14 protein-coding genes are annotated in these 14,205 nt (G+C 36.6%); 12 read left to right on the top strand and 2 right to left on the bottom strand.

Going from position 1 to position 14,205, the window contains the following annotated elements; all coding sequences use genetic code 11:
* Positions 1-2: 2 nt before the first annotated feature.
* Positions 3-2,174, bottom strand: a complete 2,172-nt coding sequence (locus tag BUB91_RS11015) for an FUSC family protein (RefSeq protein ID WP_073099295.1) — start codon at positions 2,172-2,174, stop codon at positions 3-5.
* A gap of 204 nt (positions 2,175-2,378) precedes the next feature.
* Complete coding sequence (locus BUB91_RS11010; protein ID WP_073099294.1) at positions 2,379-2,888, bottom strand: DUF1440 domain-containing protein; 510 nt, start codon at positions 2,886-2,888, stop codon at positions 2,379-2,381.
* Positions 2,889-3,318: 430 nt separating this feature from the next.
* Between BUB91_RS11010 and BUB91_RS11005 the strand changes: the two genes are divergently transcribed.
* The 12 genes from BUB91_RS11005 (at position 3,319) to BUB91_RS10950 (ending at position 13,537) form a co-directional block, all read left to right on the top strand.
* The gene (locus tag BUB91_RS11005; protein ID WP_073099293.1) at positions 3,319-6,342 is read left to right on the top strand and encodes a metallophosphoesterase; all 3,024 of its coding nucleotides are present in this window, start codon (positions 3,319-3,321) and stop codon (positions 6,340-6,342) included.
* 554 nt (positions 6,343-6,896) lie between these two features.
* Positions 6,897-7,109 (top strand): hypothetical protein, encoded by a 213-nt coding sequence (locus tag BUB91_RS21555; RefSeq protein ID WP_317041342.1) that lies wholly within the window; start codon positions 6,897-6,899, stop codon positions 7,107-7,109.
* A gap of 111 nt (positions 7,110-7,220) precedes the next feature.
* Positions 7,221-7,931: a suppressor of fused domain protein gene (locus BUB91_RS10995; RefSeq protein WP_073099292.1), complete on the top strand. Its 711-nt coding sequence runs from the start codon at positions 7,221-7,223 to the stop codon at positions 7,929-7,931.
* Positions 7,932-8,063: 132 nt separating this feature from the next.
* Entirely contained in the window at positions 8,064-8,696 is a 633-nt protein-coding gene (locus tag BUB91_RS10990) for a hypothetical protein (protein ID WP_073099291.1), read from the top strand.
* Positions 8,697-8,897: 201 nt separating this feature from the next.
* Positions 8,898-9,140, top strand: coding sequence for a hypothetical protein (locus BUB91_RS10985; RefSeq protein ID WP_073099290.1), 243 nt, complete (start codon positions 8,898-8,900; stop codon positions 9,138-9,140).
* Between the two features lie 41 nt (positions 9,141-9,181).
* Positions 9,182-9,811, top strand: a complete 630-nt coding sequence (locus BUB91_RS10980; RefSeq protein WP_073099289.1) for a hypothetical protein — start codon at positions 9,182-9,184, stop codon at positions 9,809-9,811.
* Between the two features lie 568 nt (positions 9,812-10,379).
* Positions 10,380-10,901, top strand: coding sequence for a hypothetical protein (locus BUB91_RS10975; protein ID WP_073099288.1), 522 nt, complete (start codon positions 10,380-10,382; stop codon positions 10,899-10,901).
* Between the two features lie 40 nt (positions 10,902-10,941).
* Positions 10,942-11,556 (top strand): hypothetical protein, encoded by a 615-nt coding sequence (locus BUB91_RS10970; protein WP_241652601.1) that lies wholly within the window; start codon positions 10,942-10,944, stop codon positions 11,554-11,556.
* Positions 11,557-11,691: 135 nt separating this feature from the next.
* Entirely contained in the window at positions 11,692-12,174 is a 483-nt protein-coding gene (locus BUB91_RS10965; RefSeq protein ID WP_073099287.1) for an energy transducer TonB, read from the top strand.
* A 46-nt stretch (positions 12,175-12,220) separates the two neighbouring features.
* Positions 12,221-12,724, top strand: a complete 504-nt coding sequence (locus BUB91_RS10960; protein ID WP_073099286.1) for a MepB family protein — start codon at positions 12,221-12,223, stop codon at positions 12,722-12,724.
* 154 nt (positions 12,725-12,878) lie between these two features.
* Complete coding sequence (locus BUB91_RS10955) at positions 12,879-13,106, top strand: putative signal transducing protein (RefSeq protein ID WP_073099285.1); 228 nt, start codon at positions 12,879-12,881, stop codon at positions 13,104-13,106.
* A gap of 20 nt (positions 13,107-13,126) precedes the next feature.
* Positions 13,127-13,537 carry a Dabb family protein gene (locus tag BUB91_RS10950; RefSeq protein WP_073099284.1) on the top strand — a complete coding sequence of 137 codons (411 nt, stop codon included), beginning with the start codon at positions 13,127-13,129 and terminating at the stop codon, positions 13,535-13,537.
* Positions 13,538-14,205: the final 668 nt, after the last annotated feature.

Raw genomic sequence — 14,205 nt, 5'->3', positions numbered from 1 at the left:
ATCTAGCCTTTTAAGTTTTTCAATTGCTTGTTAAACTGTTCGCTCAGCTTTTTAAGCGATTCTAGTTGTTCGCTGAGAATATGGGTTTCAAAAAGCTGCTCATTCTTTTCTTTAAAAGATAAGTTGCCAAAATACGCTTCAGAATCTGTTACTGCTTCGGGATTACTCATGGTATCCTCCAGTAGCTGTACTGCGGTATTAATATTCTTATAAATAGGTGCCGTATAGTTGTGAAAAGCATCATCCATACGGGTCACGTTATGACCGCGCAAGTAGGTTCCTATTGAGGCTAATCCACCTACGAACGCGTGATTGAGTACCGCGAGTTCGTAGAGTTTCCCGGTGAGTTTTTCTGTTTTTTTAGGTTCTTGTAATAAGCGCTGAACGCCCGCATTTAAAGCAGCAGTTGCTAAAAATGCTTTTTTTCGAGCCATCTTATAAGGTAGGGCAATTTCTTCTTTAGTCTCATAATGCGATTCTATCGCTTTTAAGTAATCGCGATTGGCAATCAGGCTTTCTGAGAGGTTTTGTTTAAGGGTTTTAGCTTCTTTGGTTGGCCATAAAAAGGCATTTGCAAGTGCGGCAAGACCCGCGCCCATAGCGGTATCAATCACTCTAAATTGAATGACCAAAAGCACATCGGGTTTTAAAAGGGCATACGCAAAAATGATACTCAGGGTTATAAAAAGCGCACCGGTACGGTAGTTTTTTTGTAAGGATGCCTGCGCTAAAATAAAACTCAAAATAGCCAGAATTCTAAACAGCATTTTGTCATCCTGAAAAACATAAACAATACCCGTAGCTACTGCGGCACCAAGGAGCGTACCCATGATTCGGTGTTGAGAACGTTGTTTGGTGAGTCCATAACCGGGCCTCATAATTACCACGATGGTGAGCAAAATCCAATACGGATTTTGAACTTCAAAAAAGCTACCTAAACCAAAACCCAGTATCGCAGTAACGGCTATACGAAAGGCGTGTCTAAAGATGGGGGAGTCCCGGTTGAGATTCTGCAGAATCAATTGAAAGCTATAATCTTGCCTGGTTATAAAATGTTCAACCTCATGAGTAGAATCAGATTTAGTGCTTTTGATGCTCTTGTTGCGGTCCAGCAGGTCTGCAATACTAAAAATACGTTGGGCTTGTTTTTCCTGTAATTCATAGAGGTTTTTAACCACCAGGTAGTTGCTGTCCCACGCGTTGTTTTCCAAGTAGCGCTCCAGAGCTTGCGCCGTGTTTTTTAAGGCAGTGTCCAGCGGACTTAAATTAACATCGTGCTTTTTAAGATTGGTATGGGCGATGCGTTTTAAACTTTCGCTTTGCGCTTTATTCAGTTGAATGAACGCTTCCAACTGCTCCGGATAGTTTTTTAAAACATCGTGCATTTTACGGGGCGGAATAGGACTGGTAAGCGACAACTCAGATAGGTCTACGAGTTCGCCTAAAATCAAAAAGCGCTTTCGGTAATAGCTCGAGGTACCGGAAGCATGCCGGTTGATGAGTAAGATTTCCCGTAATTTTTCTAAATGCTCGTTAAACTCACTTTGAATGGTAAATAAGCGATTGAGTCCGGTATCGCGATCGGTAGCTTGCTTTAAGAATGCTCCACGTGCTTCAATATAACTGGCGCATAATCCTATTGCGGTTTCTAAAAGCTCTTCTACTTGCTTTTTAGGAGCGATGAGATCGTAGATGAGCGTCAGTACTAAATACCAGATTCCACCTATTAAAATGAGTACAGAGCGTTCTATGGGACTTAAACCGGAAGCCGATAAATTGGCGAAGCTCAACACCACAGCAAAGAGTCCGGCAAAACCGATGAGCGAAGCTCTAAACCCGTATACAGAAAGTAGTGAAAGGGCAAACATGCTGATACCCAGATAGGGTAATTGAATCCAATATACTTCAGGAATATAACTGCCAATAAAGCTGATGAGTGCACCCAAGAAAGCAGAAATGATAATACCGATGCGTTTGTTTTTTAAACTTCCGGTAACGGTACTTGGCGAACTAAACATGACCCCGGTTCCGATGGCGAGACCGATACTGAGTGCGTCTAAAAGATAGCCCGTTAGAATAGGAATAACTAAACCACCCGTAATCAACAGCGCTTTAGCAAAATCGGTGCTGTTTATAAAACTGAGAATCTTTGCGCTATACTCTTTTAAATTCAATAGTCACGTGCTTCAAGGGTTTGAACTTGTCCGATGATCGGAGTCAAACAAATTTGCTGCTTTCTAAACTTCGACAGGCTCCGTTTGACATTTTTAAACTATAGTTTAGTGATGCTAATAATCAGCCAGGATCTATTTTATAAATGCTTTGTAGCCTTTTTAAGGACTGTTCTTTACTGACGCAAGTTAGCGCTTTAAGCGCACCTAATCCCTGAGTTTTTTGGCAATAATACCCCGTACAATTTCGGTAGTGATCCCAAAGGCTGCATGCGCGATCAACTCGTTGATCTGTATTCTTACAGGAATTTCTGTAGGATTATCCTTAAGACCCAGTAGGGGTAACGAAGTCTCATGCGTGCCCACCCAGGTTGTTGCGCCATACGCCAGACCGTCTAAAATATTGGTGTCTAGCTTATCGCGTTTCGCATAGCCATACGTAGCACCCAGACTGGCACCAAACGGAATATTCACCAGTTGCTCTGCGAGTTCATGATTGCTCTCACTGATGCGCTCACCCGTTAATTGCATCGAAAGATCATCTACCATTTTTACCTGAGCAGAACGCGTATTGGGTTTGCGTACCGGCAGTACTTTTTCAATAGCAGCTTTTACAACGGTTCCGGCAATACCCCCCAACACCCCGGAAATCAATCCGCGGCTTACATTAGAGGTAAACGTATCTTTTTCTAACCAGGCTTCCAGTGCGTTGCTCATAACTTTAAAATCTTAATGTATTAGATTTTAAAGTTATGAAGGATGGGTTATAAGCCGTTGGGGTTTAACACGGTTTTGACACCTTAACGACAGGGGCTTTTTACGGCTATTTTTCGGGGTTTAAGCATAGATCATCCGTTAATTAACCGTTGTTTTCCCATAAACACTGGGGTTTAACGGTAAAACAACGGATAAACAAGGGTCAAACAAGGCTTAAAGGGCGCAGCATACCCCCGGGGAAATACCCCCAATTTTCATGGTTTAGCGGCTTATGGATTGCTAATTACAGAATTGTGTAAAGGGGTTTGGAGATTTTGGGGTAGTTTTATACAGAATGCTGAATCTGTTGATATCCCGTAAGTTTTGAGGGGATAGGTATTTATTGTTGATATAACGAGTTACCTGCAAGGCGAAAAAAACCATAAAAAATATGAAAATTGGGATATTACATTTAAGTGATTTACATATACAAGATGAAATACTTACAGAAAGAATAGTTAAACTTGTTAAGGCTGTTGAATTTGACGTAAAACAATTATCAAATCTGTATATAGTTTTATCTGGAGATGTAACGAATTATGGAAGAACAAAAGAATTTGAAAACGCTAAAACTCTAGTTAACGAACTAACTGATCAATTAAAGAATATAGGTGGATTATTAACAATTAAAATAATTGCTGTTCCGGGAAATCATGATTGCTGTTTTGATAATGAAAAAAAGACTAGAAAATCTATAATCAATGATTGTAAAAAAGATGTTATAGAGGAAGAGGATTACTTTGTCGACGCTATGGCTGTTCAATCTAATTTTTGGGATTTTACAAATGAAGTGACCGAATATAAAAGTAGAAATGAAGTGTCATTTAAATATGAATTTAGACCACATCTTGACTTTAAAGTATCTTTTCATTGTTACAATACAAGTTGGTTAACTGAAATAGATGAAAAACAAGGAAGTTTAATTGTCCCAGAAAATAAATTCCTTGAAAATGAAAATGGTGAATACGTGATTTCAGTTTTTCATCACCCAATTGATTGGCTTTCTGCAAATACCAAAAGAAATAATAAGCAACGCTTTGAAGAGCATTTAATTAACAGTTCAAATTTAGTTATTTATGGACACGAACACGATAAAGGTAATTCAAAAGCAATAATTCAAAAAAACAATAATTTAGTGTTTTGTGGTGGAAAAGCATTTGACAAAAATGAAATAAATGAAACAGGATTTTCATTATATGAAATTGATTTAACCGATAAGTCAATAAATATAAAAACATTCAATTTTGATGGCACTATTTACACAGTTGAATTTGAAGATAAACATAAGATTATTGAAAAGAATAAACGTGCGTTTAAAATAACTAGTGAATTTGAAAGAAAAATCACAGAACTTAATATTCCATTAAAACACTCTAAAAAGCCTAAACTTATACTATCAGATATTTTTGTTTATCCAGATTTAGAACCATTAATTGAAGAGGATAGCGGAGCTCAATACCCTAATTCATCTGAATTAATAGAAATAGTTAAAAACGATGAAAAAATAAATGTATTGCTTGAGGGAGCAGACCAAGCTGGAAAAACCGCATTATTATATGTTCTTTATAAAAGGTATTATGAAATGGGGTTCACACCTATTTATTTAAGAGGTAAATATTGCAATGAAACTAATGTCAAAAAACTAGTTAAAAAAGCTCTGAAAGAGCAATACGGCAATAATAATGTCGATTTGTTTTTTCAAACAGAAAGAAAAATACTGATTTTAGATAACTTTCATAAATCAAATCTAAACTCAAGGTATAAAAAAAGATTAATTGAATCCTTAAATGACAATTTTGAGTATATCATTATAACATCTGACAATTCATACAGTTCCCAAAATGTGACTGAAGAAGCAACAAGTTTTAAGGACTATTTAAAGTTCAAACTACTTCCTTTAGGACACGAAAAGAGAAGTGAACTAATTGAACAATGGCTTTTAATAGGGGAAAACAAGTTAACTATCCAAGAAGAAGTACTACTAACAAACGTTAAATTAAGATTTGATGAAATAGATTCTTTAATAGGTAATCGACTTATGCCTTCTTACCCAATTTTTATTTTAACGCTATTACAGAGTTTAGATGAAAACTTACAGAACTTCTCACAAACATCATATTCTAATATATACCTAGTTCTAATTAAAGCAGGTTTAATTAAAGAAGGCATAAAAGACTCTGTTTTAACGAGTTTGTTAAACATTCTTAAAGAACTTGCCTTTTTTATGTATGACGAAAATAAGAATCCTTTTAATAGAAGTGATTTTGATAAATTTATTCAAAATAATTTCGATACAAAATTTTTTAGGAATAAGTCATTAACGAATGATAAAATACTTAATGTTTTATGTAATGCCAATATATTGAAATTTGACGATGAATATTACAGTTTTTCATATAAGTACATCTATTATTTTTTAATTGCTCAAAAAGTTTCTGCCGAGATTGATAATTATGAAGATTTAATTTATGGTTTATGTAACCATATTCATTTAGAAATTAATGCTAACATATTAATTTTCCTTTCTCACCATACTAAAGCACAGATACTAATAGATAGTATTGTATTCACAAGTGAAATGCCTTTTGAAAATGCATCACCGCTTACGTTAAACAAAGATGATGAATTTGTGAAATTCATTTCGGAATTTACAGATGAAATAAAAGCTGAAATAATTGAGGAACGAAATCCAAAAGAAGAAGTAAAAAATGAGCTAAAACGTAAGGATTCTATTGAAAGGCAAAAATTGAAGGAAGATGAAAAAATGGATGATGGTATTTTGCCAAAGGAAGCAATTGAAATGAACCAAGCATTCAGAACTGTCAAAATTATTGGTCAAATTGTAAAAAATCAAAGTGGTGATTTTGAAAAGGAAAAATTAATCAAATTAGTTGGGGCTGCATATAATACTGTATTTAGGTTTTTAGGTTTCTATTCGGGAATGTTAGAAAAGGACAAAGAATTATTAATTGAGGCTATTGTTGAGGATATTAAAGAAAAGGAAAAGAAGAATAAACGAGGAGAAGTTGATGCTTTACAAATAGAGAAAACAGTAAGAAGGATTTTACAATTTATATCTTGGAGAATATGTGTAGAAAGTATGACGAATTTGATGTTTGCAGTTGGAACAAAAGGCCAAAACGAATTATTCGATAAGGTCAATGCTAACATAGATTCCACTGCGTCAAAAATAGTGACTTTTGCAATTAAAACATTTTACGACAAAATTGATTTAAAAGAACTTGCAGGGTTATTTGAAGACGTTAAGTACAACTATCTTGCTCAATGTATTTTAAGAGAATATATAAAGAGGTATTTGTATACAAATTTTGTAGAAAGAAACAAAAGAGACCAAATAATACAAATAGCAGGATTCAATAAACAACAACTAATTGGAAAAATGAAATCAAGATAAAGCCCAGCAGGTAACAATGGTAGCCGTTGCACAAGCCCCGCTACCGCCAGTCTGTGACTGGTGGCACATATAAAGAGCTTTAACACAGCAACTAAAACCAGATCTTAATAGGATGAGCAGCAATTATAAAGTTCACAACCCTACAGCGCCCTATTGCGTTTCCTTGGCTACCGTCCATTGGATTGATGTTTTTACAAGGCAGGTCTATTTTGAGGTATTAGCAGATCGTATAGCTTACTGTCGTAAGAAAAAAGGCCTAGAACGTTATGCATACAACCTTATACCCAGCCATGTTCCTCTTTTATTGGCACCGCCAAAGGGTTTAATACTCCGAGGCTTGTCTCGGAATTGAAAATTCGTTTCCAAGCAATGCCTCATGGGCTTGCCCTGAGGTAGTCTACTTCGGTCTGCACATGATGATCCTTCAGGTTTGATACGAGATTTTGAAAAATATACATCAAAAGCAGTGATTGAGGCTATTTTAGAAAACCCACAGGAACGTAGCAAAGAATGGCTTCTTTGGATGTTTGAAAGGGCTGCCGGAAAGAAAGGAAATGTTACTCAAATATCCATTTTGGCAGCATCCTAATAAACGCATTGAACTTTGGAGCAGAATAGTCCTAAAACAAAAACTGGAATATATCCATAACAATCCGGTAAAATCTGGTTTTGTTACCAATCCTATAGCATGGAAGTACTACAGTGCCAGAAATTTTCAGGATGATCCTACGGTTATCAAAACAGATACCATGGGATTTATGGGTTAATAGATCAATAAGCGTATTGCCAACCACCCGTCACAGCCTGGCGAATATGTCTATATTTAGTGTTGATATAACGAGTTGTCAGTAATATTGGAGAACCGAAATCAAATGAACATGATCAACTGTAAAACAATATTGCTGATTTTAATTTCAACTTTCGCTAATTCCCAAAATATCGAGAAAAAAATGAATAAAAATGTCCCAAATAGTGTTGGAATAGTTGATAATCATTTAGATCAATTTTTTGACAAAGATGCCGATATCAAAGTATTTGACGAAATAGAATCTGAAACAATTCATCGAGATATTTACTTCATAAAAGCGACAGACGACAGACCATATCATATATTATTGAGTTGTGGAATGAGTGCTTTACCGATGACAATTCCAGAGGATATTGAATCATCAGAATTTGCTGAGATTATGATTTTACTTCCCAAAGAGTGGAATTTGGAGTATGAATCTTTTAGCGATGAAAAGAACTATTGGCCAATTGGAATTATGAAAGAAATAATGATGTCACCTCACGAGAATAAAACTTGGTTTGGATATGGACACACTTACGGACACGAAGAAGGCGAGGAATTTGCAGAAGGAATTGGCTTTAACTCTATAATGTTGGCTTATTCAATGGAATTGTCGGACGATTTTACTCAAATAGATTTAGAAAATGGAAAAGCGGTTGACATTTACACGCTAATTCCACTATACAAAGAAGAACTGGAGTTTAAGAAAATGAATGGAGCGAGTGCTTTACTTGAACGCTTTGACAAATTTGGAATTGAGGAAATTGTAGAAATTGGAAGAAAGAATGTTTGTAAATAAAAACGTGCTACAATAACTAGCATTCGTGCGGCCGGTACAGTTGGTCCCGTTGTATAAGGGGAGCCTAGCATAAACGCCGTGTTGACTGAACTGGTTCTTTAAAATTACCACACGATCAAAACCTTATAACCCATGATCCTATTTATAAGTTTAGTTGTGCTGGCATTGGGGGTAAGTGGGGTCTTGTTGTTTACCAAGACCAGGTTTCCCAAAGCAGAAGAGCTACTTACCTGGATTGCCTTGTTCTCCTTGGTAGGCACTATCCTGTGTGTGGTGCTCTTGAGTAATGAGCTGCGTCCTAAGGGTGCATATACTAGTGCGATTATCGGAATGGTGTTTTTACTTGCTACGCTTATTCTTTTTGGGTTATCTAAACGTATCAGAACCAAAATATGGAGTGGCCTCATTGTCGTTCCTGTTTTTTTGTGTTGCCTCTTAAGTCTTTTTTCAAAAGGGTATCTCTTCTTCCTATACTTATTGGCGTTACCCTTTGGGCCTCCTATGGCTAAGTTTAATATAGATGCAACCCATCACGTAGAAGTTCGTAACGGTGGTTTTATGGCGTGTGGCGAAAGTCTGGTGCTTACCGAATCGGCCTACCTCCTTTTTGACAGACAGCTGTATGCAGGAAATACTCATTGTGTAGTCAACATTCATAAGATAGAGACGGTAGCGTTTGATGAAAACAAAGCGACCTTTTTGATCTATCACGATGAGAGTCGAGATGTAGAAAACCCCTATACTTATGAAGCCGAGTTTAATTGACCAAGGGAGGCTTCTCACTATGCTGGTGAAAAGAAGGTATACTATTTAGATTACGTTATACACGCGATACAATCGCGCGTGAACGAAGGGAAGACTAGCCCCCCTTAGAAGTTATTTGCATATGCTGTGTTTGATCGTTTTGGGAAGTTTGCTTAATTTGAGTGTGTAGTTAATTTAGGAGAAGTAGTACTAAAGAAAGTCATGTATTTGAATATCGATCAAGTTGAAGAAGCTGCCTTTATCTTTGAACGCTATAATGGTGTTGGACACGGTGATTATGAAAACGACCTCATCGCAACATTTGAACTTAACTGCTATCAGCCTGCCGAATTGGAACAACTTATTGTAAACGGGGTGAATTCTGGCTTGTATAGAAATGATGAGGAACGTGTTGGGGTGTTTGGGCATCATGAAAAAGTGTTGATATCCCTAAATTTTGATTGATATGGCTATATTTAATACTGATATAACGAGTTGTAAAACATATGAAAAAAGTCCTGCTAACATCATTAATCGGAATTTTAATTTACTCTTGTTCAGTTACTAAAACTGGAAAAGAAACGACCAGATACTTTGATGAAAATAATGTAGAAATAAGTAAATCTAAATTCAACCGAATTCGCTCTACGAATAAATTGTTGGACATTCCCGGAGATTCAATCAATCATAAAAAATTGACTTTGAGAGAAAAGCTAGGAAAAATAAATGACAGAAAAAGTCTTGAATTATTACTTGAAAAAGCCACAGACCGTGAATTAGATTCTGACAAACCTATTGTAATTATCTACTATCCAGGTAAAGACCGTTGTAACAGTAGTGGTACAACTAACACCGAATGGATTAAAAGTTGGTACGGACAATTAGAAGATGGATTAAATCAAGTCGCTCAAGTAAAGCCATTATATATATTTAAAGATAACGATGGACTTGAAAAATACAATGGAATTTTAAATTGGAAAAAAGACCCTGAAAAAACCATTGAAAGACTATTTTTTGAATACCATTATCCTTGTAGCAGTTTTGTAGTTATTTCTAAAAATGGTGATTACATAAGTTACTTTGGTGAATTTGGAAAAGAATATGTTTGGGAAGCGACTCAAATTATGAATAAATAAATACGTTTTACAATACCGGTAGCCGTTGCACAAGTCTATAATTTGTATAAAACTAATTCATCTAAGCCGCTTTTAAGCGGTTTTCTTGTTTGAGAGCCGTTGGATAAACATTGGAATTAACGAGCATTAGCAACGCTTTAAACGCCTCTTTTAGGGCTGTTTTTTAGTCTAAAAAACAAGCCGAGCATTCCTGCTCCGCTTTTCATCCGTTTTTGTGTGAACTTGAGGTGCTTCTTAAGGTTGTAGGCGATGGCGGAGCGCTGCATCTATTTGGTGGGAAGTCCATGCTATAAAAGCAGGAAGTGCTAAAACAGAAAGTAACTAAATTTAAAATTGGAATAGGGTAGCGGACCAGTACTCAGCGGGATGAGTCAGTTTTTAGTGTACCGTATCTTACAGTACGGCATCAAATCTTATCAGATCTCAACGGATAGCATCGTCAAAAAGTGATGCTATCTCGTAAATTTTAAGGGATATGTTTATATTTAATGTGGATATAACGAGTTGTGGTGCATTTTGACCGAAACACATTAAATTGAAAATCGAACTAAACTGACCTTAAAATTAGATGGATTTAACCAGGCATTGTGAATTGTGCGATAATCAGAAAACTGATTTGAAAATAGGCACAACTTGTGGATTAACTGACCGGAAGCCTCAATTTAATAAAACTTGTGCAACAATTAAACTGACTGACAAGTTTGAAAACAAACTCAAATCAGTAAACATTGAATACGAAAACTTTAAACGAAAAAAAACTTTGACTTACATATATTTTGCTGTTTTCCTTATAATTGGAATTGCAGTAATTGTGGGCGGATATTTGTTAGGCAAATATGCTTTGGATAGCGGAGTTATTTCAACAGTACCTATAATAATTATGGGAGTTGGCCTTGCACCACTTGGAATGGCTTTTGGAACTTTAAACAAACACCGACAGGATATTGGAGCTGCAAAATACAAAATAGATAGAATTGACCAAGTGTTGAACGAATACAGAATTGAATACGATATAAACATAATGTTTGGAAAAGAAATTCACGGATCTCAAGAAGTTTATGCTGATTTAAAAACAAAAGGATTACGATAAATAAAAAAGCGAAACCATAGCAAACATGTTGTGGATAATTATGAAAAAAGCGATAATATTGATAATTGGAGTTGCAATTTTACAAGTGAGTTTTTCCTGTAAGGCTCAATATTCTGCGACTGAATTAAAAGATAATTTTTCGACCGAACAAATCTTTGACCTAAATAGGATAACGGACTTTTTTAAAAATCAAATCTGTGATAATAAAAACTCGGACTTTAAAAGTTGCTTTTCTAAAATATTACCTGAATTATTAGAAAATGGTTGGCAAACGATTTTAGAAAAAGTAGATTTTGAAAAACAAAAGGAACTTTATAATTCGATTTCCAAATCTACATTTAATGAAATATGGGAATTTGGAAAAGCGACTCACCCAAAAACTGGATTAGAATTAAAAAGTATAGGTTTAAAATACAATGGAAAATATCAAAAATATTTGACTGAACTCGGAAAAGATAATGCGGAAATAAAAGAATACGTTGAAAATCTTATTGCTGCGGGCGATTTTGAATCAATGGGTTTACTTCAACAACGGATTTACAAAAACCCAAACGACTTTAATTTGAACAATCCCAATATTCAGTTGTTGATTGCTATTCATTATCTCTCACAAAATGACCAAGAGAAAAGAAGAGATAAATGGACAACGGAATAAAAAATACTACTGCCAATAATTAGCGTTCCTGCGGCCGGTACAGCTTGTCCCGTTGTATAACGGGAGCCTAGCATGAACGCAGTATTGACTGAACCGATTCTTTAAAATTATCAAACAGTTAAAACCTCAAAACCCATGAAAAAAATCCTGATTGCGGTAGTCGCTTTACCGCTTGTACTGGCATGCGCATCGAGCCAAAAACCTACTTCAGGTCTGGGTAATTTTATGGCAACCATGCAGGTAGACGAACCCATACCCGGAGTGTGTGATAACACTAAAGTACTGGCGTTGCTGCCTTTTGAAGGTAACGGACAGGTTAAAGCGCAACCGCCACTAACCAAAAAGCAACTCTCGGAAGCGCTAAATGCTGAGGTAACCTTTTTAAAAGATAAGCCCACCTATAGCGATACCGGTATGGTGAATCTAATCGTAAACTGTGAGGGAACGATGGTGCGTTGCCAGATCGATAACAAAACCCAAAGCCCTGAACTCGATCAGCAAATTGTAGCGGTATTTTCTAGAATGAAAGACTGGAAACCCGGCACTTATAAAGGTACTCCGGTAGATTCTTCGGTTCTGTATCGCTTCACTATAGAAAACGGAGTTATTAGCTTGTAAAAGGAAAATACAATCAAATGAGCGCTTTTAAAGGAACACCACTTGTATGTATAAGAACCTGAATACCCTAAAAACAGAAGTTTACGATAAATGTTCACTGGAGATTTCAGAGTTTGTAACTGAGCCGGAAAGTAAAGCATATGATGCGTGCCGGTTTAAATTGAACGGAACACGAATCGTAAGCAGAAGCTCAAAAATTACGCCTAAGAAAGTCGGGCAGTTTGTGACGTTCTGGAAACGTACTGGCAACGGACCTATTGAGCCGTTTGATGAACAAGATCCTGTGGATTTGTATGTAGTCAATGTAAACACAGCAGAGGCTTTTGACCAGTTTGTATTTCCAAAAGAAGTACTGCTTGATAAAGGGATCATCTCATCAGCAACGCGAGCAGGTAAACGCGCATTTAGAGTATACCCCATTTGGGACATCGCGCAAAGTAAACAAGCGGTACGCACTCAAAAATGGCAATTGAAGTATTTCTACGAACTGAACACTTCGATCGATTTCAAAAAAGTGATCGCCTTGTACAACGGGTGCCCCTTGTCTTAAAGCATATATGGGTGTTGTTTGTGAGTTAAAAACATGGTGTTTAGTACGATTAAATTAATCGTTAAGCTGAATTATACGAGTAGAAAGTCCTAAATTTCTATATTCAGAATAGGTTGAGACCCGTATCGGGTTTTTAAAAATAAGGTTTTAGAATATGGAAGACTACCTAAAAATAATGACCAATACTTCGATTATAATAAATCGAATTGCGTTCCTTTTGGATCAAGAAAACATTTCAACCCGTATAAAGGATCACGTTGAATCAGCTCGATTGGGAGGTTTCGGAGTTCCGCAGAATGCTATAGAGTTATACGTTCCTAAAGCTGACTTTGAAAGCGCTCAGGAGATTATTGATAAAACGGATATAACCATAGATCGGTAATAAAGAATTAAAGTTAAATCATGAGAAACACAGGCTACTTGCTAATAGGTTTACTACTGCTTATTAGCTGTAAAAATGCAACTTCAGATGTTGATGAAGCTGTTGTAGAACAAACTGAAGAGCAAGCGCGTCAATTGCGTCATGTGGTGTTATTCAGTTTTAAAGAAACCGCAAGCCCCGCTGAAGTTGAAAAAATAGAAGCTGCCTTTGCAAACCTAGCTGTTGAAATTGATGAGATTAAAGCTTTTGAATGGGGACTCAACAACAGTCCGGAAAACTTGAACAAAGGTTTTACCCATTGCTTTTTTGTAACCTTCACGAGTGAGCAAGATCGCGATCAGTATTTGGTGCATCCCAAGCATAAAGAATTTGGAGCTCTGTTAGGTCCGTTTTTAGAAGATGTTCTAGTCGTGGATTACTGGAAGCAGTAATTTACTCGATAATCGAGATTAAATTTTCTAAAGCTGGTCTTGAATTTCAGATTTAGTCTTGTGAGATAAGTTACGCTTTACAAAGCCGTTGTACGGCCGAAAATTGTCTTGTGCGTTCCGCGTCGCTACTCGTGTTATAGCAAGAGCAATCCTTATTGAGGGAACGTAGACCATCTCAAAGCCTATGCGCCACCTGGCTCATTCGCTAAAAAGGTCTGGTAGACCTTTTCTTAACGCTCTGCCCTTACGCCTATTCTGAACCGAGGGAATTTATAATTCGTTTACCCTTCGGGTATGGATACGTATGCTTTTTATTCTTGTAGCTTTCTTCTATTGTCTCAAGTCTGATAGAACACCAGTACCGGCCTATCATGAGGTTCTCGTAAAATTTGCAGGGAGCGGAACGTAGCAGGCGATTCTGTTTGAGGGCGGTGTGCCGCCCGAGTTAAGCGCATGCAGTGCAGTGAGCAATAAATTTAGAGAAGCTCATGTAAGCCTTGATTTTTTGGTTCTTTTGTATCAAGACAAAAGAATAGGAACATGAATAGAGGTTATAGTTTCTATATCATGTTTTGTTCATTTTCTTTACTCAAGAGACTCCTACGTCGTTTTAAGACTAAAGGTTCTCTTGGAAGAGTGCATTCCTCTCCCTGCGGTCGTCGGATGCA

It is taken from the genome of Leeuwenhoekiella marinoflava DSM 3653 (genome assembly GCF_900129005.1).
In the GTDB taxonomy this organism is placed as follows: domain Bacteria; phylum Bacteroidota; class Bacteroidia; order Flavobacteriales; family Flavobacteriaceae; genus Leeuwenhoekiella; species Leeuwenhoekiella marinoflava.
Note: the sequence above shows the minus strand (reverse complement) of the source record. Positions and strands in the feature narration are given on the sequence as shown.

What these genes read in the sequence shown, in the direction of transcription:
- BUB91_RS10985 (WP_073099290.1), top strand. Translation starts at nt 8,898, where the DNA reads ATGTATTTGAATATCGATCAAGTTGAAGAAGCTGCCTTTATCTTTGAA.
- BUB91_RS10960 (WP_073099286.1), top strand. Translation starts at nt 12,221, where the DNA reads ATGTATAAGAACCTGAATACCCTAAAAACAGAAGTTTACGATAAATGT.
- BUB91_RS10990 (WP_073099291.1), top strand. Translation starts at nt 8,064, where the DNA reads ATGATCCTATTTATAAGTTTAGTTGTGCTGGCATTGGGGGTAAGTGGG.
- BUB91_RS10965 (WP_073099287.1), top strand. Translation starts at nt 11,692, where the DNA reads ATGAAAAAAATCCTGATTGCGGTAGTCGCTTTACCGCTTGTACTGGCA.
- BUB91_RS10980 (WP_073099289.1), top strand. Translation starts at nt 9,182, where the DNA reads ATGAAAAAAGTCCTGCTAACATCATTAATCGGAATTTTAATTTACTCT.
- BUB91_RS10995 (WP_073099292.1), top strand. Translation starts at nt 7,221, where the DNA reads ATGATCAACTGTAAAACAATATTGCTGATTTTAATTTCAACTTTCGCT.
- BUB91_RS11010 (WP_073099294.1), bottom strand. Translation starts at nt 2,888, where the DNA reads ATGAGCAACGCACTGGAAGCCTGGTTAGAAAAAGATACGTTTACCTCT.
- BUB91_RS11005 (WP_073099293.1), top strand. Translation starts at nt 3,319, where the DNA reads ATGAAAATTGGGATATTACATTTAAGTGATTTACATATACAAGATGAA.
- BUB91_RS10950 (WP_073099284.1), top strand. Translation starts at nt 13,127, where the DNA reads ATGAGAAACACAGGCTACTTGCTAATAGGTTTACTACTGCTTATTAGC.
- BUB91_RS10970 (WP_241652601.1), top strand. Translation starts at nt 10,942, where the DNA reads ATGAAAAAAGCGATAATATTGATAATTGGAGTTGCAATTTTACAAGTG.
- BUB91_RS10955 (WP_073099285.1), top strand. Translation starts at nt 12,879, where the DNA reads ATGGAAGACTACCTAAAAATAATGACCAATACTTCGATTATAATAAAT.
- BUB91_RS21555 (WP_317041342.1), top strand. Translation starts at nt 6,897, where the DNA reads ATGTTACTCAAATATCCATTTTGGCAGCATCCTAATAAACGCATTGAA.
- BUB91_RS10975 (WP_073099288.1), top strand. Translation starts at nt 10,380, where the DNA reads ATGGATTTAACCAGGCATTGTGAATTGTGCGATAATCAGAAAACTGAT.